The sequence below is a fragment of the Bradyrhizobium sp. Ken64 genome, assembly GCF_055807555.1.
Window position 1 is genome coordinate 171,267 of sequence record NZ_JBVVPA010000002.1, and the last position, 23,664, is coordinate 194,930.

Genomic DNA, 23,664 nt, shown 5'->3' on the forward strand with positions numbered 1-23,664 from the left:
GCAGATCCGGGACCCATAACCGCAGGAAGTGGTTTGGCGAAGACTCGCGGTTACCCGCGAGTACCGCAACTCCTCCCTGGGGTATTGGGTCCCGGCCTTCGCCGGGACGACGCGTGGTTGGTGGCCTGCCTTAATCCACCATGTCCGCAACCGCCTTGCCGCAAGCCGTGGTGTCGGCGTTGCCGCCGAGGTCCTTGGTGCGCAGCGTGCGCTCGGCCAGCGTGCGCTCGATTGCATCGACGATCGACTTGCCGGCTTCCTTCTCGCCGAGATGTTCGAGCATCATCGCGCCGGACCAGATTGCGCCGATCGGATTGGCGATGCCCTGCCCCGCGATGTCGGGCGCCGAGCCGTGCACCGGCTCGAACACCGACGGGAAATTGCCCTCGGGATTGATGTTGCCCGACGGCGCGATGCCGATGGTCCCGGTGCAGGCCGGGCCGAGGTCGGACAGGATGTCGCCGAACAGATTGGAGCCGACCACGACGTCGAACCAATCCGGATGCAGCACGAAGTTCGCGGTCAGGATGTCGATGTGGTACTTGTCCCACTTCACGCCCGGAAACTTTGTTGCCATCGCCTCCACGCGCTCGTCCCAATAGGGCATGGTGATGGAGATGCCGTTCGACTTGGTCGCCGAGGTCAGGTGCTTCTTCGGCCGCGACTGCGCGAGCTCGAACGCGAACTTCAGGATGCGATCGACGCCGATGCGGGTCATCACGGTCTGCTGCGTTACGAACTCACGGTCGGTGTCCGGGAACATGCGACCGCCGACGGAGGAATATTCACCTTCGGTGTTCTCGCGCACCACCCAGAAATCAATGTCGCCGGGCTTGCGGTTTGCCAGCGGGGACGGAACGCCCGGCATCAGCCGTACCGGGCGCAGATTCACATACTGATCGAACTCGCGGCGGAACTTGATCAGCGAACCCCAAAGCGAGACGTGATCCGGAATCTTGGCCGGCCAGCCGACCGCGCCGAAATAGATGGCATCGTGCTTGCCGATCTTATCCTTCCAATCGTCCGGCATCATCTGGCCGTGCTTCTCGTAATAGTCCCAGGACGAGAAGTCGAAATGATCGAAATGAAGGGACACGCCGTGCTTCTTCGCCGCGGTCTCCAGGACGCGCAGACCTTCGGGCATCACTTCCTTGCCGATGCCGTCGCCGGGAATGACCGCGATCCGGTATTGTTTCTTGCTCATCGAGAACGTCCTTGATTGCTCCGGCAGCCGCCGCCTTTTTGACCGCACTGCAATGGACCAAACGCGGCGGCAGTGCAACGCTGCACTGCAATGTTGACCATGGCGCGGCCGACCGCCTACTGATTTTATTCCCGTTCCTCTCCTGCGAGTAACTCCCATGGATCTGCATCTGCGTGGCAAGCGCGTCCTGATCACGGGCGCGTCCAAGGGCATCGGCGCAGCCGCCGCCGAGGCCTTTGCCGAGGAAGGCTGCCATCTCCTCCTCGCCGCCCGCAACGGCGATCAGCTCAAGGCTCTGGCCGAGCGCTTGCGCTCGGCGCACCAGATCGATGCCGCCACGTGCATCGTGGATCTGCGCAAGAGCGAGGATTTGACGCGGCTCGCCAAGGAAGCCGCCGACATCGACGTCCTCGTCAACAATGCCGGCGATATTCCCGGTGGCTCCATCGACAAGATCGACGAGGCGACCTGGCGCCACGCCTGGGAATTGAAAGTGTTCGGCTACATCAACCTCACGCGCATGATCTATGCGCAGATGAAGGCGAAGGGCGGCGGCGTGATCGTCAACGACATCGGCGCGGCCGGCGAGAAATTCGACGCCAACTACATTTGCGGCAGCGCCGGTAATGCGGCGCTGATGGCCTTCACCCGCGCGCTCGGGGGCAAGAGCCTCGCCGACAACATCCGCGTGGTCGGCATCAATCCCGGCCCTGTCGGCACCGACCGTCACGTCACCCTGCTGAAGACGCGGGCAAAGCACCAGTTCGGCGACGAGAGCCGCTACAAGGAATTTCAGAAGAGCCTGCCGCTCGGCAGGCCTGCCCATGCGCGCGAGATCGGCGACCTCATGGCGTTCCTGGCGTCGGATCGCGCGGGGTATACGTCGGGCGTGATTTACACGGTGGATGGCGGAATCAGCGCGGGATGGGGTTGATTGCCCCGAGATGATTTAGACGCGGTCATTCCGGGGCGATGCGAAGCATCGAACCCGGAATCTCGAGATTCCGGGTTCGCCCTTCGGTCACCCCGGAATGACAGTCCAGAGTTAGGAGTAAAATAGTTGTCTCAAGACCTGATCCGCGAAACCGCGTGCACCGTCGTCGACAAGCTGCGGTCCGGCGACGTCTCGCCACTGGAGCTCCTGGATGCACTGGAGAAGCGCATCGGTGAAGTCGACGGCAAGGTCAACGCGCTGCCGACGCTGTGCTTCGATCGCGCGCGGGAGAGCGCAAAGGCGCTGATGCGGAAGCCGGCCGGGGCGCGCGGGCTGCTTGCAGGCCTGCCGGTGCCAATCAAGGACCTGACCGATGTTGCTGGCGTGCTGAACACCCAGGGCTCGCCGATTTTCAAGGACAACATCCCGGCGACGTCCGACATCCTGGTCGAGAATCTCGAGGCCAACGGCGCGGTCGTCTATGCCAAGTCGAACACGCCGGAATTCGGTGCGGGCGCCAACACCTTCAACGAGGTGTTCGGCGCGACCCTCAATCCCTGGGATACGTCCAAATCGGCAGCCGGCTCGTCAGGCGGCGCGGCCGTTGCGCTCGCCACCGGCATGGCCTGGCTCGCGCAAGGCTCCGACATGGGAGGCAGTCTGCGCAGTCCGGCAGCTTTCTGCGGCGTCGTGGGCATGCGGCCCAGCATTGGCCGGGTCGCGCATACTCCAAAATCAGCCATCGATCGTAACCTCGGCGTCGTCGGTCCGATGGCACGCAACGTCGAGGATCTCGCGCTGCTGCTCGATGCCATGAGTGGCGACTATGCGGCCGATCCATTGTCGCTTCCCGCGCCTGCGACCTCATTCCTGTTAGCGGCACAATCGGGCAAGAAGCCGAAGCGCATCGCCTACTCGCCAGACCTCGGCATCACACCGGTGGATCCCGAAGTCAAAGCGATCACGCGGAAGGCGGCGGAACGCTTCGCCGAAGCCGGCACCATCGTCGAGGAGGCGCATCCGGATTGGCGCGAGGCGCATGAGTGCTTCCACGTACTGCGCGCGTTCGACTTCGCGATCAGCAAGGCGCAGCTGCTGCGCACCAAGCGCGACCTGCTCAAGCCCGAAGTGATCTGGAACATCGAGGAAGGCCTCAAGCTCACGATCGAGCAGCTCGAACGCGCCGAGGCGCAGCGCGTCGGCATGACCGCGCGTGCGGTCGAGTTCTTCAAGAGCTACGATCTGCTGCTGGTACCGACCACGATCGTGCCGCCCTTCCCAATCGAGCACCGCTATGTCGCCGAATGCGCCGGCAAGAGGTTCGACAATTACGTCGAGTGGCTCGGCATCGTCTATGCCATCACGCTCGCCTGCTGTCCCGCGCTGTCGCTGCCGTGCGGCTTCACCGCGTCGGGCCTGCCGGTCGGGCTGCAAATCGTCGGGGCTCCGCGCGCGGATGCGCAGGTGATCGCCGGCGCGAAGGTGCTGGAGGATATTCTGGGCGTGCGCGGCACGACGCCGATTGATCCGCGGGTGAAGAAGTAGAACGAGGAAGACGCAGCGGGCTCGGTAGACTCCCTCGCCCCGCTCTTGCGGGGAGAGGGTTGGGGTGAGGGGCTGCTTCCGCGAAGACGGTGACAGTTCAACTCGCGGAGATTCCCCCTCACCCGATCGCTTCGCGATCGACCTCTCCCCGCAAACGGGACGAGGTGAAGAATCCTCACCTTCCGCTCGTCGCCTCCAGGCTCCGGCTATACCGCGACATCGCGAAGCAGAAGACAAAATAGATCCCGGCGACGAAGATGTAGACTTCGACGGAGAATTGCTGCCACGCCGGATCGATGATCGCGGTCTTGGCCGTGGTCAGCAGGTCGAAGATACCGATGATCAGAACGAGGCTGGTGTCCTTGAAGAAGGCGATGAAGGTGTTGACCAGCGGCGGGATGACGTGGCGGATCGCCTGCGGCAGGACGATCAGCCGGTTCTTGCGCCAGTAGGACAGGCCGAGCGCGTCGGCGGCCTCGTATTGTCCGCGGGGCACGGCCTGAAGGCCGCCGCGAATGACTTCGGCAAGATAGGCACCCGCGAACAGGATGATCGCGACCTGCGCGCGCAGGAGCTTGTCGATGTTGAATCCGTTCGGCATGAATAGCGGAAACATCACGCTCGCCATGAACAGCAGACTGACCAGCGGCACGCCGCGGATCAGCTCGACATAGAGCACGCTGAGCGAGCGGATCGCCGGCAGTTTTGAGCGCCGGCCTAGTGCGACGAGGATGCCGAGCGGGAAGCCGAAGGCCAGACCGAAGGTCGCCAGGATCAGCGTCACCGGCAAGCCGCCCCAACGGTCCTGCGAGACGAACGACAAGCCGAGTATGCCGCCCCACATCAGCACGCTGATCAGCGCGAGCGCTCCGATCCAGAGATAGGCCAACTCGCGCCGCCATAAGGCGCGGCGGCCGGAGAGATAGAACAGGGTAATGAACAGCAGTACCGCCAGCGCCGGCCGCCACTGCTCGTCGAACGGATAGGTGCCAAACAGGATGAAGCGGTATTTCTCGGGGATGATCGCCCAGCATGCGCCGACGCCGCGTACCGCGCGGCAGGCGCTGGAATCGTTCGCGGGGGTGAGCCAGACCGCATTGGCGATGCCCCACTGCGCGAAGCTGAAGATGGCCTTTGCGAGCACCGCCAGCAAGATGACCGAGACGATGCCGTTCGGGATCGACGAGAACAAATTGGTGCGCAGCCAGCGGAGCACCGGGTTGCCGATCTGCGGGCGCCGGGCGGCGCGCGGTGCTTCCGGAATATCGGCGATCGCCGTCATGGTCAGCGCTCCACCAGCGCGATGCGCGAATTGTACCAGTTCATGAAGAAGCTGATGCCGAGGCTGATGGTGAGAAACACCGCCATGATCAAGGCAATGGCCTCGATCGCCTGCCCGGTCTGGTTCAACGTCGTGTTGGCGATCGAGACCACGTCCTGATAGCCGATCGCCACCGCGAGCGAGGAGTTCTTGGTCAGATTGAGGTACTGGCTCGTCATCGGCGGCACGATGACGCGCAGCGCCTGCGGCAGGATGATCTGCCGCAGCATGAAGCTGCGGCGCAATCCGAGCGCATTGGCGGCATCCCATTGGCCGCGCGGCACCGACTGGATGCCGCTGCGTACGATCTCGGCGATGAAGGCCGAAGTGTAAGTGACGAGCGCGATCAGCAGCGCAAAATATTCCGGCGCCAGCGTCAGCCCGCCGACGAAGTTGAAGCCGCGCAACTCAGGCCATTCGATCGACCAGGACACGCCGAGCAGCACGGACACCGCCGCAGGCAGCACAACGAGCAATCCGAGTCCGAAAGGCCAGGCCGGCCGCGGCTTGCCGTCGCGCATTTGCTGCGCGATGAGCCGCCGCTGGATGACATAGAATACGACAAGTCCGAGCACTGCGGTGCCGAGCACCCAAAGCTGCGGCGTCCCGATCGGAATCGCCGGCAGGATCAGACCGCGATTGGACAGGAACACGCCCTCGATCGGCCGCCATGCCGCGCGCGCGGCCGGCAGCGCCTGCATCAGCACGTACCAGAACAGGAGCTGGAGCAGCAGCGGGATGTCGCGGAGCGTTTCGACATACACCGCGGCCAGCCGCGACAGCAGCCAGTTGGCCGATAGCCGCAAGATGCCGATCACCGTGCCCAGGATCGTTGCAAGCACGATTCCGATCACGGCGACGCGCAGGGTGTTGGCGATGCCGACGACGAAGGCCCAGAGATATGAGTCTCTCGGATTGTAGGCCAGCAGGCTGTCGGAGATGGGCATGCCGGCCTCACGGCCGAGGAAGGCAAAACCGGTCGTGATGCGGCGCGCGGAGAGATTGGTGACGGTGTTGGACCAGAGAAAGACGATGACCGCGACCGCGATCCCGACCACCAGGGCCTGCCAGAACAGGCCTTTCAGCTCGCGCTGCCCGAAGGCGCCGAAGAAGCGGCGGCGCGGCGGCGGTCTCGGAGCGTCTGACGTCACAGCACAAAAATCCTTCTCGAGACAGCGATTTCCGGCGGCGTACGTCAAGTGTTGCACCAAACTCTACTTCGTGCAACAAATGTTTCATGGCCGAGCCCGCGAAATCCTCGCCGCTGAGCGAACTGCGCATTGCATTGCCATCGCTTCCGATGCGGTTGCAGGAGGTCGGGCGTTTCGTCGCGGCCAATGATTACGACGCCACGACGCGTTCGATGCGCGATCTCGCAGCGGTTGCCGGTGCCGATCCCGCCGCGTTCACGCGGCTTGCCAAGGCGATCGGCTATTCGGGCTGGGATGAGTTGCGTGCGGCGTTGACGGAGGCACGGCGGCCTTCGCAGATTGCGCCGTTCTCCGGCCGCGCCAAGGGTCGCCGCCACGGTCCGAACGCCGATGTCGCGCTGGTCACCGACAAGCTGGAGGCCGAGGCCGCCGGCCTTCCGCGCATCCCGGCCCAGCCGATTACGGAGGCGGCGCGCGCGCTGCACGACGCAAAGCGGATCTGGATCACCGGCTACCGAAGCTGCCGCAGCGTCGCGGAACTGTTGAACTACGAGCTCCGGCTGTTTCGTCCCGAACAGGTGCAACTCGTCGGCGCGTCCGGCCCCGATGATCTCGACATGGGCGCGTTCCGGCCCGGCGAGGCCGTCATCGTCGTCGGCTTCATGCCCTACACCCATGCGAGCGTCCGGGTTGCGCAGGCCGCCTATCGCTCCGGCGCGGCCTTGATCGCGATCGCCGATAGCCCTTCGGCGCCGATGGCTGAAGGCGCCGACCACGTGCTGCTGTTCGAAGCGGCCTCCTCTCCCGGCTTTTTCCCGAGCCTCACCGGCGCCATTGCGATCGCGCAATCGCTCGCCGCCGTGACGTTTTCGCTCGGCGGCACGGCGGCGAAGAAGCGCCTGGAGAATACCGAGGCGCGGCTGGCCGCGGCCTCAACTTACGTTTCAGAGAAAGGTTGACCCATGGCCGCTCGCACCAGCCGCGTGCTGCATCGCTCGCTGCGCGAAACGCCGCCCAAGGCGATCGGCGGCGAAGGCGTCTATCTCTTTGCCGAGGATGGACGCCGCGTGATCGACGCCTCCGGCGGCGCGGCAGTCTCTTGCCTCGGCCACCAGCATCCACGCGTCATCGCGGCGATGACGAAGCAGGCCTCGACGCTGGCGTACGCCCACACAGCCTTCTTCTCGTCCGAGCCGGCGGAGGCCCTTGCCGAGACGCTGGTCGGCCATGAGCCCGGCGGCCTCGCCTACGCCTATTTCGTCAGCGGCGGGTCGGAGGCGATCGAGGCCAGCATCAAGCTCGCGCGGCAGTATTTCATCGAACGCGGCGAGCCGCAGCGGCAGCATTTCATCGCCCGGCGGCAGAGCTATCACGGCAACACGCTCGGCGCGCTGGCCGCCGGCGGCAATGCCTGGCGGCGTGCGCCCTATGCGCCGCTGCTCTCCGACGCCTTCAGCCATGTGACCCCGGCCTTCGCCTATCACGAGAAGCACGAGGGCGAATCCGATGCGCAATTCGTCGCCCGGCTTGTGGCGGAGCTCGAAGCCGAGTTTCAGCGCCTCGGTCCCAATACGGTCGCCGCGTTCCTCGCCGAGCCCGTCGTCGGCGCCACCGCAGGTGCCGTGACGGCGCCGGACGGCTACTTCAAGGCGGTGCGCGAAATCTGCGACCGACACGGCGCGCTGCTCATCCTCGACGAGGTCATGTGCGGCATGGGCCGCACCGGCACCACGCATGCCTGGGAGCAGGAAGGCATCGCGCCCGACATCCAGGCGATCGCCAAGGGCCTCGGCGGCGGCTACCAGCCGATCGGCGCGATGCTCGCGAGCGGCAGGATCATCGACACAATCCGCTCAGGCTCGGGCGCCTTCCTGCACGGCCACACTTATCTCGCTCATCCCCTCGCTTGCGCCGCCGCCCTCGCGGTGCAGGACGTGATCCGCGAGGACAGCCTGCTCGACCGAGTCAAGGAGCGCGGCAAGCAGCTCGAGCAGCGGCTCACCGAGCGATTCGGCAATCACCACCATGTCGGCGATATCAGGGGCCGCGGGCTGTTCTGGGCCATCGAGCTCGTCGCCGATCGCGCCAGCCGGACCTCGTTCGATCCCGCGCTGAAGCTGAACCAGAAGATCAAGGCGGAGGCCTTCGCCAACGGCCTCGGCTGCTATCCCGGCGGCGGCACCGCGGACGGCGTCCGTGGCGACCACGTGCTGCTGGCGCCGCCCTATATCACCTCCGCGGAGGAGATCGATCTGATCGTCGACAAGCTCGGCACGGCCGTCGACAGCGTATTGCGTCGTGTCAATCACTGAGGGGAGAATAGCATGATGAGAAGAGTGGTTATCATAGCCGGCGTGCTCGCGGCATCGACGGTGGTCGCGTCGGCGGCAACGCTCGACACGGTGAAAAGCCGCGGCACGCTGATATGCGGCGTCAGCGCCGGTTTTGCCGGCTTCTCCGCGCCGGATTCGCAAGGCAACTACAAGGGTCTCGACGTCGATTATTGCCGCGCGCTCGCCGCCGGCGTGCTCGGCGATGCCAGCAAGGTGCGTTACGTCTCGCTGACCGCGCAGAACCGCTTCACCGCGCTCCAGTCCGGCGAGATCGACGTGCTCTACCGCAACTCGACGCAGACCTATCTGCGCGGCGTCACGCTGGGCCTGCGGCAAGGCCCAATCAACTTCTACGACGGTCAGGGCTTTGTCGTGAAGAAGGACCTCGGCGTGAAGGAGATCAAGGATCTCAAGGGCGCCACCGTCTGCGTCGCGCAGGGCACTACGCATGAGGTCACGCTCGGTGACTACGGCCGCGCCAACGGCATCGACTGGAAGCCACTGGTGTTCGACCGCGTCGACACCATGTACCAGACCTTCTTCGGCGGGCGTTGCGATGCCATGACCCAGGACGCTTCCGCGCTCGCAGGCGCCGTGACGACCGCGGCGCCGAGCGCGGCCGACTACGTCGTGCTGCCGCAGACCATCAGCAAGGAGCCGCTCGGCCCCTTCACCCGCAATGGCGACGAGGTCTGGAGCGACATCATCACCTGGCTGCATTACGGCTTGATCGAGGCCGAAGAGCTTGGCGTCACACAGGGCAATGTCGACGAGATGGCGAAGTCGCAGACGCCCGCGATCCAGCGCCTGCTCGGTGCTTCCGGCGATCTCGGCTCGCGGCTCGGGCTCGACAACAAATGGCTGGTCACGGCCATCAAGGCCACCGGCAATTACGGCGAGATCTACGAGCGCAATGTCGGCAAGGCGAGCCCGCTCAAGCTCGAGCGCGGCCTCAACGGCCTCTGGAGCAAGGGCGGCTTGATGTACGCGGTGCCGTTCAAGTAAACGCTTCTCGTGTCCCGGACGCGCGGCGTCCGGGGCACGCGACCTCCCATCAGGTAACGTTCAATGCCGACGTCTCCTCGCATCACCCTGATCCACGCCCTCGAGCATTCCATCGCTCCGATCGAAGCTGCGTTCGCGAAGGCGTGGCCGGAAGCGCGGCTGATGAACCTGCTCGATGACAGCCTGTCGTCGGATCTGGCGCGTGACGGCAAGCTCAACGATGCCATGACCGAACGCTTTCTTGCGCTCGGTCGTTACGCCGCGGCGACAGGCGCGGATGCGATCCTGTTCACCTGCTCGGCCTTCGGTCCCTGCATCGAGGCGGTCGCGCGCGCGCATGCGCCGATGCCGGTGCTCAAGCCGAACCAAGCCATGATCGAACGGGCGGTGACGATGGGCCAGCGCATCGGCCTGCTCTCGACCTTCCCGCCGACGCTGGCCTCGATGCCGCCGGAGTTTCCTTCCTCCGTCCAGATCGTACCGAAGCTTGCCGAAGGCGCGCTGGCCGCGCTCGACCGCGGCGACCGCGCTACGCATGACCGGCTGATCGTGGAAGCCGCACGCGATTTGCGCGATTGCGACGTCGTCGCGCTCGCGCAATTCAGCATCGCGGCAACTGCGCCCCTCGTGGCAGAAGCCACCGGCCGCGCTGTGGTGACGACGCCTGACAGCGCCGTCGAGAAGCTGATGAAGCTGTTCGCGGCGAAGGCTTAAGCGCCGGCCTTTTTCCGGCGTCGCGCGCCCTTGATCGCCGCCGCAAGCGCGACCTTGGTTTCGCTGACAAAATCCTCGACAAGGTCCTCGCGCGTGGCATGGGCCGCCTCGCCGGTGAGCAGTCCCTGCTCAGCCAGCATCACCACGCCGTGCACCGCCGCCCAGATCTTGAGCGCCTGCCGCTCGCGCAAGTAATCAACTGCCGGAGCTTCCAGCGCCTCGACCACGAGCGCAAAGGTTTCGCGCGTCGCTTCGTGCAGCTCGCTGCCTTTCGCCGCACAGGACACCGTGCGCGAGGCGAACATCAAGCGATAAATGCCATTGCGGCGTAAGCCGAAATCCAGCGTCGCCTGGGCCAGCAGCGAGAGCTTCGAGCGCTTCGACGGCTTTGCCATCGCCGCCCGCAAGATCCCGCTGAGCTGCCGGAACGCCTCCGCCGTCACCGCCGTTAGCAGCGCCTCGCGATCGGCAAAATGCCGGTAGGGCGCCGGCTGCGAGACGCCCAGCTGCTTTGCAAGCGCCTTGATGCTGATCGCCTCCGTCCCGCCCTGCTCGGCTTCGCGCAGCGCGGCCTTGATCAAGGCGTCGCGGAGATCGCCATGGTGGTAGGTATTCTCGGGCTTGCGGGCAAGTTGTGAACGCATGTTGCGCAGAGCCTATAAGTTTGCGCTTGACAGGGGAAGCCTGTCGCGAATGTAATAGCCTATAACTTGAACAAGAACTCAAATGGGAGCGCGCGCCGGCTTCGGCCGGGGCGCACACGACCGAGGAAGCCGCCATGACAGAGCGACTGAGGGTTCACGTCGATCCGGACAAATGCCAGGGGCACGCGCGCTGCAAGGCGCTGGCGCCGGAGCTGTTCGAGCTCGACGAATACGGCAACGCCCACGAAGCCGGCGACGGCACCGTCCCGCCCGGCCTCGAAGACAAGGCCTGGCTTGCCAAATCCAATTGTCCGGAAATCGCGATCGACGTGATCGAGGAGTAGCGCAGCCGCTGCCGCCCGCGTGCCTTCCACGACCACGAGCCCCAGGGGATTTCGAGATGTCCGACATCAGCCAGCCCGCCGCCCATCCGCCCGTGACCGACTGGGTCCATGATTTCGACCACACCGATCCGCAATGGACCGAAGATCCCTTCCCGATCTGGGACGAGCTGCGCGCCGCAAGCCCGGTCGTGCACACCGAGCGCTTCCTCGGCTGCTACCTGCCGACGACCTATGAAGCGGTGCGCGAGATCGCCAACGACAGCGAGCATTTCTCCTCACGCCGCATCATCGTCCGCGACGTTCGGCCGGAGATCACCAGCAGAAACTCCGCCCCGCCGATCACGTCCGATCCGCCGGTGCACAAGCCAGCCAAGCAATTGCTGCTGCCGCCGTTCACGCCGGACGCGATGAAGAAGCTGGAGCCGCGGGTGCGCGCGATCTGTAACGAGTTGATCGACGGTTTCATCGCTGAAGGCCGACTGGACGCGGCAGAGCGCTACACCAAGCACATTCCGGTTCGCGCGATCGCACACATGCTCGGCATCCCCGAGACAGACAGCGATCTCTTCATCCGCTGGATCCACATGATCCTGGAACTTGGCATCAAGGACGAAAATACGCTGCTCCAGGCGGTGCAGGAGATGACCGTCTATTTCAGCGGCCATATCGAGGCGCGCAAGACCAAGCCGACCGACGATCTTATTTCCTACCTGATGAATGCCAGGGACAAGGACGGCAACCCGCTCGAGGATTCACACGTGCTGGGCTCGCTGCGCCTGCTCCTGATTGCCGGCATCGACACCACCTGGAGCGCGATCGGCTCCTCGCTCTGGCACCTCGCCCGGACGCCCGCCGACCGCGAGCGCCTGACTGCCGAGCCCGAGTTGATCCCGACCGCGGTGGAAGAGCTCCTGCGCGCCTATTCGCCGGTGACGATGGCGCGCGAAGTGGTCAAGGAGACCACGATTTCCGGCTGCCCGGTCAAGGCGGGCAACATGGTGCTGCTGTCCTTCCCGGCCGCCAACCGTGACCCGAAAATGTTTCCGGATGCTGACAAGGTCGTGATTGACCGCCGCGAGAACCGGCACGCCGCCTTCGGCCTCGGCATCCACCGCTGCGTCGGCTCGAACCTTGCGCGCATGGAAATGCAGGTTGCACTGGAGGAATGGCTGAAGCGAATTCCGGACTTCGCCCTCGATCCGGCAGGCACGGTGACCTGGTCACAGGGAACCGTCAGAGGTCCCCGCCAGTTGCCATTTTTGCTTGGAAAGGCGATGTAGACCTCTCCAAACAGCGATACGGAGAGGCCGGACGTGACTGAGCAACTAACGCGACCGGCCTCCGACCACATTGACGTTGCCGACGCCAAGCGCCGGATCAAGGCGATCTTCATCGGCTCGATCGGCAATTTGGTCGAGTGGTACGACTTCTACGCCTACACCGCGTTTGCGCTCTATTTCGCTCCCGCCTTCTTTCCCGGCAACGACCCCGTCGTCCAGCAGTTGAATGTCGCCGTCGTATTCGCGGCGACCTTCCTGATGCGGCCCCTGGGCGGCTGGCTGTTCGGCTATATCGCCGATCATTACGGGCGGCGCATCTCGCTGACGCTGTCGGTCGTCTTCATGTGCTTCGGCTCGCTGATCATCGCGCTGACGCCGACCTACGCAACGATCGGCTTCGCCGCACCGGTGATCCTGGCGCTCGCCCGCGTCATCGAAGGCTTGAGTCTCGGCGGCGAATACGGTGCCAGCGCCACCTACCTCAGCGAGGTCGCCGACCCCAAGCATCGCGGCTTCTATTCGAGCTTCCAATACGTCACCCTGATCGGCGGCCAGCTCACCGCGATCATCGTGCTGCTGCTTCTGCAAAAGATCTTCCTCACGCCAGAGGAGCTGAGAGCCTGGGGCTGGCGCATCCCGTTTGCGATCGGTGCGGCGCTCGCGATCTTTGCCGCGGTGATGCGGCGCGGCTTGCACGAGACCGAGGCCTTCGAGGAAGCCAGGAAGGTGGTGAAGCCGACCGGCTCGCTGACCAATTTGCTGCGCTATCCCCGTGAGTTGCTCCTGGTGGTCGGCCTGACCGCGGGCGGCACCGCGGCGTTCTACACCTTCACCACCTATATGCAGACCTTCGTCAAGCTTTCGGTGGGGTTGACCGCGGACCAGACCACTTTCGTGATCTTCGGCACGCTGATCTTCGCGACCATCCTGCAGCCGATCTATGGCGCCATCTCCGACAAGATCGGCCGCAAGCCGCTGCTGATCTTCTTCGGCGTCGCGGGCACGCTCGCCACCGTGCCGCTGCTGATGACGCTGAAGGAGACCAAGTCGCCCTTCATTGCGTTCATCCTGATCTGCGCGGCCTGGCTGTTCGTCGCCGGATACACCTCGATCAACGCGGTAGTGAAGGCCGAGCTGTTCCCGACCAATGTCCGCGCCCTCGGCGTCGGCCTGCCTTATGCGATCACCGTCTCGATGTTCGGCGGCACGGCGCCGGCGATCGCGCTCTATTTCAAGAGCATCGGGCATGAGGCGTGGTTCTACTACTATCTTGCCAGCATCATCTTCCTGTCGCTGGTGATCTATTCTACCATGCGCGACACCAAGCACGCCTCCGCGATGCATCGCCACGAGTAGCCGATGGCCGAAGACAACGAGCCGCCCGACAGCAAGCTGACGCGCACCAAGGAAAAATGGGCGCGCGAAGGCCGGTTTTTGACCGGCAAGATCACGCGCTCGGAGGATCAGCGCCTGCCGCCGGGCCAGCATCTGACAAAGGACTGGCCGGTACTCGATCTCGGGGTCGTGCCGCCGGTGTCGCGCGAGCGCTGGCGGCTCGACGTCTACGGCGCAATCGAGACCCCCGTGTTCTGGACCTTTGCCGAGTTCGCCGCCCAGAAGCAGGCGCGGTTCACCTCCGACATCCACTGCGTCACCACCTGGTCGCGCTACGACAATGAGTGGGAAGGGCTCGCCACGCGCGAGCTGCTCGCGGCCTGCAAGCCGCGCGAGGACGCGCGCTTCGTCGTGCTGCATTCCCATGACGGCTACACCACCAACCTCGCGCTGGACGACTTCGCCGCCGAGGACGCATTGCTCGCCCATAGCTGGTCCGGTGAGCCATTGTCGGCCGAACATGGCGGCCCGGTGCGGCTGGTCGTGCCACATCTGTATTTCTGGAAGAGCGCCAAATGGGTTCAGTCGATCGAATTCCTGACCGAGGACGCGCCGGGCTTCTGGGAAGTCCGCGGCTATCATAATCGCGGCGACCCCTGGGCAGAGCAGCGCTATTCGGGCGATTAGGTTCAAGCAAGGAACGGGGGAAGCCCATGCCGGCAGAGCGCTTTCAATTTACCGGCGAAGGCGGCCATCAACTTTCGGCCGCGCTGGAGCTACCCGACGGCGAGCCCGCGGCCTTCGCGCTGTTCGCGCATTGCTTCACCTGCGGCAAGGACACGCTGGCCGCCAAACGCATCTCGGTCGCGCTCGCCGCCAAGGGCATCGCGGTGCTTCGCTTCGACTTCACCGGGCTCGGTTCCAGTGAAGGGGATTTTGCCAATTCGACGTTTTCCTCCAACATCGCCGATCTCGTCCGCGCCGCCGATCACCTGCGTAGCGTCCGCAAGGTGCCGTCGATCCTGATCGGTCACAGCCTCGGCGGCGCCGCGATCCTTGCGGCAGCAGGACAAATCCCGGAAGCCAAGGCGGTTGTGACCATTGCGGCACCATCCGATCCCGCCCACGTCACCGGCCTTTTCAAAGAGCATCTCGACGACATTCGCACGCAAGGTGAGGTCGAAGTCTCGCTTGCGGGACGCCCGTTCCGGATCAAGCGCGAATTCCTCGACGATGTCGCCGAGCACGAGCTGATGAAGGACGTCACCGGCCTGCACAAGGCGCTGTTGGTGATGCATTCTCCGGTCGACGATACCGTCGGCATCGACAATGCGACGAAGCTCTTCGTTTCCGCCCGGCATCCCAAGAGCTTCGTCTCGCTCGATCATGCCGATCATCTCCTGACCAAGCCGGCCGACGCGCTCTACGCAGCCGACGTGATCGCGGCCTGGGCGAGCCGATACATCGACACGGCGAAACCTGCGCAGGCGATGGATCTCCCCGAGGCGCCGCGCCGGGTCGTGGTGCAGGAGACCCGCAAGAGCAAGTTCAACCAGACCATCTCCGTCGGTCCGCATCAGCTCATCGCGGACGAGCCGGTCGCCGCCGGCGGCGAGGATGCCGGCCCTGGTCCCTACGATCTCCTGCTCGCTGGCCTCGGGGCCTGTACCTCCATGACCATGCGCCTCTATGCCGACCGCAAGTCGCTGCCGCTCGATCGTGTCACCGTCTCGCTGAAGCATTCCAAGATCTATGCAAAAGACTGCGCGGAGTGCGAGACGCGCGATGGCATGCTCGACCGGATCGAGCGCGACATCGCGATGGACGGCGCGCTCGATGCCGAGCAGCGCAAGAAACTGATGGAGATCGCCGACAAATGCCCGGTGCACCGGACGCTGACCTCGGAAATCCGCATCGTGACCAAGGCCGTGGAATGATCTAGGCGGTGCTTGACGTTGTGTCGGTTACCGGCTTGAACGGGACTACGCGCAGCATCCCGCGCAAGCCCGCCGTCGTGCCGAGCAGGATGCCGGCGACGGCGACGAACGAGCCCAGCGCGAGCGTCGACACGCCGGTTAGCCCCTGCCCGATCGAACAGCCGAAGGCCATCACACCGCCGACGCCCATCAGCGCGGCACCACCGGCCGATCGCAGCATGTGGCTTGGCGAGGAATAGCCTTCGAGATGGAAACGGCCCGTCGCAAGCGCGGTGACCAGACTGCCGGCGAAGACGCCGGCAACCGTCGCGATGCCAAAGTTCGGCGTCAAGCCGGTCGAGAGCATGGCATACTGCAGGCTGTCCGCGATCGGCGCGATGAAGGTGAGCGAGGTCACTGGGACGGGGTTGAAGTCATCCGCGCCGAGATAGCCGGTGACGAACCAGCCGCCCGCGACGAGGAGACCGACGATGACACCGGCCGCAATCTGGCCGGGCGAACGCCGGAACGCTGGGTGCGCGAAAGCAAACAGGATCAGCAAGACGACGATGACAGCAGCAGCCACCGCGCGCGAAACCGCTTCAGCCGGACCGAACATCGCCAACAGCGACGGCAACGAATTCATGTTGACCGTGGTTTGCGAGGCCTGGACCAGCGCGATGCGCGCCGGCGCAATCAGGCCCTTGAGCGTCATCTGCGCGGCGATGGCGAGCACGACCACCACGACGAAGGAGCGCAGATTGCCGCGACCGAGCAGCACCAGCGCGCGCGAACCGCAGCCGTTCGACAGCACCATGCCGTATCCGAACAGAAGTCCACCCAGAAACAGCACCGGCACCGAAAAGGACTGTTGCAGGTAGATCGATTTACCGAGATCGACCACGCCGTTGCCGGCGAGGAGTTGGCTCGCTGCGGTCGCGACCGCGATCGCCAGCGCATAGGTTCGTACCAACCGTCCATCCCCGTTCGATAGCCAACCGCGCATGCTGCTCATCAGGCAAAAGCCACTGAGCAGGCCGGTGGCGCCGTAAACCAGGCCGATGACGAGGCCCGCGAGGATGACGAGTTGGGTGGACGATTCCATGATCAAGGCTTCAGGATCACGCGGTCCCGGGACGAGCCGGCAACGGCGACATAGGCCTCCTTCGCGCGTTCGAGCGAATAGACGGCGTTCGCCTTGATGGGAAACGGTTTCAGGTACCCGCTCGCGAAGCCCGGGCCGAGGTCACGCAGCACAGCGCCTGTTGCGATCGACGACAGGCCGAGCGTGTCGATGCCGACATAGGTATGTTGCCCGCGATAGAATTCGAGGATGTTGAACTGCACGATGCGATCGATCGCGGCGATCAGGATCTGGCGGCCGCGAAGCGCGAGCGACTTGTGCGCCGCCTGGAAATAGGGATCGCCGACCGTGTTGAAGACGATGTCGGCGCCTCTACCATCCGTCAACTCGCGCACGCGTGTGGCGACGTCGGTCGCGGAAGCGTCGATCACCTCGATGGATGCGTTGGTGTGGCCCTCATAAGCTTCCGCCTTGCGCACCACGCCGATGACACGCGCACCCTGCCATGTCGCGATCTGCACCGCAGCTTGACCGACCTTGCCATTGACGCCGAACACCAGCACCGTTTCCCCGGGCTTTGGAATGCCGGCGCGGCGAAAACCCTCCATGGCGGTGACAAAGGGCACACCGATGCCGGCGGCCTCCTCCCAGGATACGGTTTTCGGCTTCTCCACCACCGCGTCGGATTCAACGACGAGATGGCTGGCGTGAGTGCCGTCGCGACGGATGCCGAGATCGCCGGAGGAGCCGAACACCTCACGGCCGATCGTACCGGCCGGCCCGTCGATCACCACGCCGGCGTAATCGCGACCCGGCGTGCGGGGGAAGACGGCATAGGGCATCAGCCCGGTCGCGGCCTTGACGTCGGACGGATTGACGGCAGCGGCCTTCACCTCGATCAGGAGTTCATTCGGACCACGCGTGAGGGTATGACGCTCGATGGCAGGTGCAAGCGCGGCGGCGTTCTCTGCCTTGGCGTTGAGGCGCACGCAGCGCGCCTCAACGGCTTTGCTCTCGGCTGGTGACATCGATGGACCCGTGATTTCTCGCGGGCCTTGTCGCCTTTGGAGAGAGCCAAGTCAACCGGCCTCGCCTCATTCTGAGGAGCCGCGCCAGCGCCGCCTCGAAGGATGAAGGCCCGCGTTGCAGCATCCTGGCCGGCATGGTTCGAGACGGCGCTGCGCGCCTCCTCACCATGAGGGGTGAGACCTAATCCTTCGGCCGCTTGTCGTAGAGACGCTTGGCCTTGCCGAGCGAGCGTTCCAGCGTGGCCGGCGCAACGACCCGCACGTTGGAGCTGATGCCGATCGTGTTCTTGACATGGGTTGAGATCCGATCGGCATGGTCGAGGAGACCCCGGCCATCCCAGCTCTCGGGCCGCGCCTCGGCAATGATGGTCAGTTCGTCCATGCGGCCTTCGCGGGTGAGTTCCAGAATGAAATGCCCGCCGCACCAGTCGGTGGCGAGCAGAACCTCCTCAATCTGGGTCGGGAACAGATTGACGCCGCGCAGGATGATCATGTCGTCGGAACGACCCGTGACCTTCTCCATCCGCCGCATGCCCGGCCGCGCCGTGCCCGGCAACAGTCGCGTCAGGTCGCGGGTGCGATAGCGGATCACCGGAAAGGCTTCCTTGGTGAGCGAAGTAAACACCAGTTCGCCCTTCTCGCCGTCGGGCAGCACCACACCGGTATCAGGGTCGATCACTTCAGGATAGAAGTGATCCTCCCAGATATGCAGGCCGTCCTTGGTCTCGATACATTCCTGCGCAACGCCGGGCCCGATCACCTCGGAAAGACCGTAGATGTCGGTCGCGTCCATGTCGAAGGCGTCTTCGATCTCGCCGCGCATCGCATTGGTCCAGGGCTCCGCGCCAAAAATGCCGACCTTGAGCGAGCATTGACGCGGATCGAGCTTCTGACGCTTGAACTCGTCGAGGATCGCCAGCATGTAGCTCGGCGTCACTGTAATGATGTCGGGCCGGAAATCGTTGATGAGCTGCACCTGCCGCTCGGTCATGCCGCCGGAGATCGGCACCACGGTGCAGCCGAGCTTTTCGGCGCCATAGTGCACCCCTAACCCGCCGGTGAAGAGACCGTAACCATAGGCATTGTGGATGATCATGCCGGTGCGACCGCCGGCGGCGCGGATCGAGCGCGCCATCACGTCCGACCATGTGTCGATGTCGCGTTGCGTATAGCCTACCACGATCGGCTTGCCCGTCGTGCCGGAGGACGCATGCACGCGCACCAGCTTTTCACGGGGCACGGCAAACATGTTGAAAGGATAGTTGTCGCGCAGATCCGTCTTCACCGTGAACGGGAATTTCGCAAGATCGGAGAGCTCGCGAAAGTCGGACGGATGCACGCCGGCCGCGTCGAAGGCCTTGCGATAATGCGGGACGTTGTCGTAGGCGTGTTTCAGCGACCAGGCCAGCCGCTGCGTCTGGAGTGCCATGATCTCGTCGCGCGATGCGCGCTCATGCGCATCCATTTCGGCGCGATAGATGTTACCACCTTCCTTGAGCCTCGACAGAGCCATCCTCGTTTCCCCGTATCATTGCTTTTCTTTATTGATTCTGCGCCGGCAGCCAATTGCCCGGAATGACCCGCGAGTGCCCGCGGAATTCGGCGATGACTGTATCGCCGGCAGTGACGCGCACGTCATAGATGCCGGACCGGCCGCCGCGCGCAACTTCGCGCGCTCTTGCGACGAGGCGATCGCCGAGCTTGCCCGGCTTGATGAAGGTGATCTGTCCCTGCGCCGCCACGACGCGGTCGTTGTGCGAGTTGCACGCGAAAGCGAACGCGGAATCGGCCAGCGTGAAGATGAAGCCGCCATGGGCGATGCGCTGGCCGTTGACCATGTCCGGCCGTACGGTCATAGCGAGCGTGGCATAGCCCGGCCCGATCTCGATGATCTCCATGCCGAGCCCCTTGGAGGCATCGTCCTCCGCCCACATCGCATCGGCGCAGGCGCGGGCAACATCCTCGGGCGACAAGGTGGCTTTGACGTTCACGCGCTCCTCCCGTCCGATTGTTTGGACACGATGTTCTGCTGCCTGGCTAAGACTGTCAAACGTGGTCGTAATCGACCACAACCCGCCCCGACGATGGCTTGGCCTGACAGGTCAGGACAAAGCCGGCCTTCAGCTCCCAGGGTTCCAGCGAGTAGTTGATGTCCATCGGCGCCTCACCTTCCACCAGTTTGGCGCGGCAGGTCGAGCACATGCCGCCCTTGCAGGCGAAGGGCAGATCGACGCCGGCGCGTAGCGCGGCATCGAGGATCGCCTCGTCCTCGGCCACCGGCACGTCGCGACGCTTGCCGTCGATGATCAGCGACGCGATCGCCTTCGGCGGCGCGTCCGGCGCAACGATCTTCTTCGGCCGCGGCTTGCCGCCGAACTCCGAGACGAAGCGCTCGACATGGATACGCTCGTCCGCGATGCCGAGCCCTCGGCAGGTCGCCTCGATGTCCTCGCTCATGCCGGACGGACCGCAGATGAAGACGTGATCGACGCTTTCCGCCGGTACCAGCGAGCGCAGCAACACCCTCACCTTGTCGCCGTCGAGCCGGCCGTGCAGGATCGGAATGTCCTGTTCCTCGCCCGAGATGACGTGGAAGATCGAGAGGCGATCGATGAAGCGATCCTTGAGCTCTTCGAGCGCCTCGAGGAACATGATGTTGTCGGTCGTGCGATTGCCGTAGAACAGGAAGAAACGGCTGTCGGCTTCGCGCGCGAGCACGCCCTTCACGATCGACAGGATCGGCGTGATGCCGGAGCCTGCGGCAAAGCCGACATGGATGCGGCCGGCGCCGGCAGGCGGGATCACGCCGAACCGTCCCGTGGGCGTCATCACGTCCAGCGCGTCGCCACACTTCAAATCGTCCGCCGCCCAGCTCGAAAACGCGCCTCCATCGACCTTCTTGACGGCGATGCGTATCTCGCCGTCGTCGGGCCCGGAGCAGATCGAATAGGAGCGGCGCACTTCCTCGCCATCCAGCATTGTGCGGAGTGTGAGGTATTGGCCGGGGGTGAAGGCGTAGTCGGTCGCAAGCTCCGTCGGGATGGCAAATGTCAGCGATACGGCGTCCGACGCCTCGCGGCGGAGGTCGTTGACGGCCAGACGATGGAAGCGCGGTGCGGCTGCTGACATGATCAATGACACTTGAAATAATCGAAGGGTTCGCGGCAGGCCCTGCAGCGCCAGAGCGCCTTGCAGGAGGTCGAGCCGAATTCGGACAGCAGCTCGGTATTCGTCGAGCCGCATTGCGGGCACGCAACGGCTTGCTCGCCGAACAGCGCGCGGCGTGAATTCGAAGCCTGCGGCGGCGCGATTCCGTAGGCGTGAAGCTTCTGGCGGCCCTCTTCGCTCATCCAGTCGGTGGTCCAGGCCGGCGACAGCACGGTGCGGACCTTTGGACTGCGGAAACCGGCGCGCTCCAGCGCGACCTCGATTTCCAATGCGATCATGTTCATGGCCGGGCAGCCCGAATAGGTCGGCGTGATCGCGACCTCGACCTGATCGCCGTCGAGGACGACATCGCGGAGGACGCCGAGATCGGCGATGGTCAAAACCGGAATTTCGGGATCGACCACACTCGCCGCGGCCTCCCAGGCCCGTTGGCGCAGTTCGCTATGGGGCTCCAGCACCGTCACCATGTCTGCCCCGGGAAGGTGCGCTGTATCGACTGCAGCTCTGAGAGAAGATGACCGAGATGCTCGCTGTGCCGGCCCACGCGGCCGCCCTGCTGCATCCAGTCGTTCTGCGGCAGCTTGAGCATTGCTTCGCCGATCACATCCGAGAGTGTCGTCAGCCAGCGACCCCGCAAGGTCCCTGGGTCTACGGCGATACCGCCATGGATCAAGGCGCGCTCGCCGTCGTCGACGGTAAACATCTCGCCGGTGAACGCCCAGAGATGATCGATGGCAGCCTGCGCGCGGGCATGGCTCTCGTCGGTGCCGTCGCCGAGCCGGATGATCCACTCCGAGGAATGCCGCAAATGATAGGCACTCTCCTTCTCCGACTTGGCGGCAATGGCCGCAAGCGCCGCGTCGCGCGAAGCCATCATCGCACGCCAGTAGAGATCGGCGAAGGCGGAGTAGAAGAATTGCCGCACTAGGGTCTGGGCGAAGTCGCCGTTCGGCTGCTCGAGGAGCAGCAGATTGCGATACTGCCTGACATCGCGCAGGTAGGCGAGCTTGTCTTCGTCGTTGTCCTTGCCTTCGGCTTTGGCTGCGTAGGTGTAGAGCTCGCGGGCCTGGCCGATGAGGTCGAGCGCGATGTTGGAGAGCGCCATGTCCTCCTCCAGCATCGGCGCGTGCCCGCACCATTCCGACAGCCGGTGGCCGAGGATCAGCGCGTCGTCGGCGCGGCGCAATGCATAGAGCACCAGCGGCGTCTCAGAGATCTGGATGTTCGCGACGGGCATCTGTCCTATCCACTTGTTCCGACATCATCCTGAGGAGGCGCGAAGCGCCGTCTCGAAGGATGGGCCGCGGGTCACGGGCCTTCATGGTTCGAGACGCCGCTTCGCGGCTCCTCACCATGAGGAGAAAGAGCTACATGTGCCCCACTTCCTCAGGCACTTCATAGAACGTCGGGTGCCGGTAGATCTTCGATTCCGCCGGCTCGAACATCATCCCCTTCTCCGCGGGATCGCTTGCGGTGATCGCAGCCGACGGCACGACCCAGATCGAAAGGCCCTCGCCGCGGCGGGTGTAGATGTCACGGGCGGCCTGCAGAGCCATGGTGGCGTCGCTTGCATGCAGCGATCCCACGTGCTTGTGCGCGAGCCCGTTGCGGCTGCGAATGAAGACTTCCCACAGCGGCGTGTTCGGCGTGGCCATCGTGATCTCCCTACTCTGCCGCTTGTGCAGTTCGACGCTGCGCGCGCTTGGCGGCATAGCTAGCTGCCGCCTCGCGCACCCAGGCGCCTTCGTCGTGCGCCTTACGGCGCGCAGCCATCCGGTCACGGTTGCAGGGGCCGTTGCCGGCGAGCACCTGCTTGAACTCGGTCCAGTCGATCTCGCTGTAACGCCAGTGCCCATCCACATCCTGAATCATGCCGGAATCGGGAATGGTGAGGCCGAGATATTGCGCCTGCGGCACGGTGGCGTCGACGAACTTCTGGCGCAGCTCGTCGTTGGAGAAACGCTTGATCTTCCACTTCGTCGAGGTGTCGCTGTGCTGGCTGGTGGCATCGGGCGGGCCGAACATCATCAGCACCGGCCACCACCAGCGGTTCAGGGCATCCTGCGCCATCGCCTTCTGCTCGTCGGAGCCGCGGCACAGCGTCAGCATGATCTCGTAGCCCTGGCGCTGGTGGAACGACTCCTCCTTGCAGACGCGGATCATCGCGCGTGCATAGGGACCGTAGGAGCAGCGGCACAGCGGGATCTGGTTCATGATCGCGGCGCCGTCGACCAGCCAGCCGATGGTGCCGATGTCGGCCCAAGTCAGCGTCGGATAGTTGAAGATCGAGGAATATTTTGCCTTGCCCGCGAGCATGGCGTCGACCAGCTCTTCGCGCGACGTGCCGAGCGTCTCGGCGGCAGCATAGAGATAAAGGCCATGGCCGCACTCGTCCTGCACCTTGGCGAGCAGCGCGGCCTTGCGGCGCAACGACGGCGCACGCGTGATCCAGTTGCCCTCGGGCAGCATGCCGACGATTTCGGAATGAGCGTGCTGGGAGATCTGACGGGTGAGCGTCTTGCGATAGGCCGCCGGCATCCAGTCGTTCGGCTCGATGCGTTCCTCGGCATCGATGCGGGCCTGGAACTGCGCAGCCTTGGCCGCGTCCTCGAGGCCGCGATCATCGCTCTCGGCCGTATTCAGCGCCTGGGTATACAT

Annotated in this window: 24 protein-coding genes; 11 read left to right on the top strand and 13 right to left on the bottom strand. The window is 64.5% G+C overall.

Going from position 1 to position 23,664, the window contains the following annotated elements; all coding sequences use genetic code 11:
- Window positions 1-130: 130 nt before the first annotated feature.
- Entirely contained in the window at window positions 131-1,204 is a 1,074-nt protein-coding gene (locus AC0L2F_RS03975) for a tartrate dehydrogenase (protein WP_007607947.1), read from the bottom strand.
- 157 nt (window positions 1,205-1,361) lie between these two features.
- Between AC0L2F_RS03975 and AC0L2F_RS03980 the strand changes: the two genes are divergently transcribed.
- Both AC0L2F_RS03980 and AC0L2F_RS03985 read left to right on the top strand, forming a co-directional pair.
- The gene (locus AC0L2F_RS03980) at window positions 1,362-2,138 is read left to right on the top strand and encodes an SDR family oxidoreductase (RefSeq protein ID WP_007607946.1); all 777 of its coding nucleotides are present in this window, start codon (window positions 1,362-1,364) and stop codon (window positions 2,136-2,138) included.
- Window positions 2,139-2,264: 126 nt separating this feature from the next.
- Window positions 2,265-3,683, top strand: a complete 1,419-nt coding sequence (locus AC0L2F_RS03985; RefSeq protein WP_473247563.1) for an amidase — start codon at window positions 2,265-2,267, stop codon at window positions 3,681-3,683.
- Window positions 3,684-3,858: 175 nt separating this feature from the next.
- Here the strand turns inward: AC0L2F_RS03985 and AC0L2F_RS03990 are convergent, their stop codons facing one another.
- Both AC0L2F_RS03990 and AC0L2F_RS03995 read right to left on the bottom strand, forming a co-directional pair.
- Complete coding sequence (locus AC0L2F_RS03990; RefSeq protein WP_473247564.1) at window positions 3,859-4,965, bottom strand: amino acid ABC transporter permease; 1,107 nt, start codon at window positions 4,963-4,965, stop codon at window positions 3,859-3,861.
- 2 nt (window positions 4,966-4,967) lie between these two features.
- Entirely contained in the window at window positions 4,968-6,155 is a 1,188-nt protein-coding gene (locus AC0L2F_RS03995) for an amino acid ABC transporter permease (protein WP_473247565.1), read from the bottom strand.
- Between the two features lie 86 nt (window positions 6,156-6,241).
- On the opposite strand from AC0L2F_RS03995, the gene AC0L2F_RS04000 reads away from it, so the two are divergent.
- The 4 genes from AC0L2F_RS04000 (at window position 6,242) to AC0L2F_RS04015 (ending at window position 10,207) form a co-directional block, all read left to right on the top strand.
- A complete protein-coding gene (locus tag AC0L2F_RS04000; protein ID WP_473247566.1) occupies window positions 6,242-7,114 on the top strand; it encodes a MurR/RpiR family transcriptional regulator in 873 nt (290 codons plus the stop codon).
- 3 nt (window positions 7,115-7,117) lie between these two features.
- Window positions 7,118-8,467, top strand: a complete 1,350-nt coding sequence (locus AC0L2F_RS04005; protein WP_473247567.1) for an aspartate aminotransferase family protein — start codon at window positions 7,118-7,120, stop codon at window positions 8,465-8,467.
- Window positions 8,468-8,479: 12 nt separating this feature from the next.
- Complete coding sequence (locus tag AC0L2F_RS04010) at window positions 8,480-9,493, top strand: amino acid ABC transporter substrate-binding protein (RefSeq protein WP_473247568.1); 1,014 nt, start codon at window positions 8,480-8,482, stop codon at window positions 9,491-9,493.
- Between the two features lie 63 nt (window positions 9,494-9,556).
- Window positions 9,557-10,207: an aspartate/glutamate racemase family protein gene (locus AC0L2F_RS04015; protein WP_473247569.1), complete on the top strand. Its 651-nt coding sequence runs from the start codon at window positions 9,557-9,559 to the stop codon at window positions 10,205-10,207.
- Here AC0L2F_RS04015 and AC0L2F_RS04020 read toward each other — a convergent pair.
- Complete coding sequence (locus AC0L2F_RS04020; protein WP_473247570.1) at window positions 10,204-10,851, bottom strand: TetR/AcrR family transcriptional regulator; 648 nt, start codon at window positions 10,849-10,851, stop codon at window positions 10,204-10,206. The two genes, AC0L2F_RS04015 and AC0L2F_RS04020, sit on opposite strands and share 4 nt — an antisense overlap.
- A gap of 134 nt (window positions 10,852-10,985) precedes the next feature.
- Between AC0L2F_RS04020 and AC0L2F_RS04025 the strand changes: the two genes are divergently transcribed.
- From AC0L2F_RS04025 to AC0L2F_RS04045, 5 genes are read left to right on the top strand one after another with little or no spacing between them, the layout of a single operon-like run.
- A complete protein-coding gene (locus tag AC0L2F_RS04025) occupies window positions 10,986-11,195 on the top strand; it encodes a ferredoxin (RefSeq protein ID WP_007607931.1) in 210 nt (69 codons plus the stop codon).
- A gap of 56 nt (window positions 11,196-11,251) precedes the next feature.
- The gene (locus tag AC0L2F_RS04030; protein ID WP_473247571.1) at window positions 11,252-12,475 is read left to right on the top strand and encodes a cytochrome P450; all 1,224 of its coding nucleotides are present in this window, start codon (window positions 11,252-11,254) and stop codon (window positions 12,473-12,475) included.
- A gap of 33 nt (window positions 12,476-12,508) precedes the next feature.
- Window positions 12,509-13,831, top strand: a complete 1,323-nt coding sequence (locus tag AC0L2F_RS04035) for an MFS transporter (RefSeq protein ID WP_473247572.1) — start codon at window positions 12,509-12,511, stop codon at window positions 13,829-13,831.
- A gap of 3 nt (window positions 13,832-13,834) precedes the next feature.
- Window positions 13,835-14,497: a sulfite oxidase-like oxidoreductase gene (locus AC0L2F_RS04040; RefSeq protein ID WP_473247573.1), complete on the top strand. Its 663-nt coding sequence runs from the start codon at window positions 13,835-13,837 to the stop codon at window positions 14,495-14,497.
- Between the two features lie 26 nt (window positions 14,498-14,523).
- Complete coding sequence (locus AC0L2F_RS04045; RefSeq protein WP_473247574.1) at window positions 14,524-15,747, top strand: bifunctional alpha/beta hydrolase/OsmC family protein; 1,224 nt, start codon at window positions 14,524-14,526, stop codon at window positions 15,745-15,747.
- Window position 15,748: 1 nt separating this feature from the next.
- Here the strand turns inward: AC0L2F_RS04045 and AC0L2F_RS04050 are convergent, their stop codons facing one another.
- The 9 genes from AC0L2F_RS04050 to paaA form a co-directional block, all read right to left on the bottom strand.
- Complete coding sequence (locus AC0L2F_RS04050; RefSeq protein ID WP_473247575.1) at window positions 15,749-16,831, bottom strand: YeeE/YedE family protein; 1,083 nt, start codon at window positions 16,829-16,831, stop codon at window positions 15,749-15,751.
- Between the two features lie 2 nt (window positions 16,832-16,833).
- Entirely contained in the window at window positions 16,834-17,838 is a 1,005-nt protein-coding gene (locus AC0L2F_RS04055) for a quinone oxidoreductase family protein (RefSeq protein ID WP_473247576.1), read from the bottom strand.
- Window positions 17,839-18,019: 181 nt separating this feature from the next.
- Window positions 18,020-19,351, bottom strand: coding sequence for a phenylacetate--CoA ligase PaaK (gene paaK / locus AC0L2F_RS04060; RefSeq protein WP_473247577.1), 1,332 nt, complete (start codon window positions 19,349-19,351; stop codon window positions 18,020-18,022).
- A 28-nt stretch (window positions 19,352-19,379) separates the two neighbouring features.
- Complete coding sequence (paaI, locus tag AC0L2F_RS04065) at window positions 19,380-19,829, bottom strand: hydroxyphenylacetyl-CoA thioesterase PaaI (protein ID WP_473247578.1); 450 nt, start codon at window positions 19,827-19,829, stop codon at window positions 19,380-19,382.
- A gap of 55 nt (window positions 19,830-19,884) precedes the next feature.
- Window positions 19,885-20,967: a 1,2-phenylacetyl-CoA epoxidase subunit PaaE gene (gene paaE / locus AC0L2F_RS04070; RefSeq protein WP_473247579.1), complete on the bottom strand. Its 1,083-nt coding sequence runs from the start codon at window positions 20,965-20,967 to the stop codon at window positions 19,885-19,887.
- 2 nt (window positions 20,968-20,969) lie between these two features.
- Window positions 20,970-21,473, bottom strand: coding sequence for a 1,2-phenylacetyl-CoA epoxidase subunit PaaD (gene paaD, locus AC0L2F_RS04075; RefSeq protein ID WP_473247580.1), 504 nt, complete (start codon window positions 21,471-21,473; stop codon window positions 20,970-20,972).
- Complete coding sequence (gene paaC / locus AC0L2F_RS04080; protein WP_473247581.1) at window positions 21,467-22,243, bottom strand: 1,2-phenylacetyl-CoA epoxidase subunit PaaC; 777 nt, start codon at window positions 22,241-22,243, stop codon at window positions 21,467-21,469. Before paaC ends, paaD begins: the two co-directional genes overlap by 7 nt.
- Before the next feature lie 130 nt (window positions 22,244-22,373).
- The gene (gene paaB / locus AC0L2F_RS04085; RefSeq protein WP_007607912.1) at window positions 22,374-22,661 is read right to left on the bottom strand and encodes a 1,2-phenylacetyl-CoA epoxidase subunit PaaB; all 288 of its coding nucleotides are present in this window, start codon (window positions 22,659-22,661) and stop codon (window positions 22,374-22,376) included.
- A 10-nt stretch (window positions 22,662-22,671) separates the two neighbouring features.
- Complete coding sequence (paaA, locus tag AC0L2F_RS04090) at window positions 22,672-23,664, bottom strand: 1,2-phenylacetyl-CoA epoxidase subunit PaaA (protein WP_473247801.1); 993 nt, start codon at window positions 23,662-23,664, stop codon at window positions 22,672-22,674.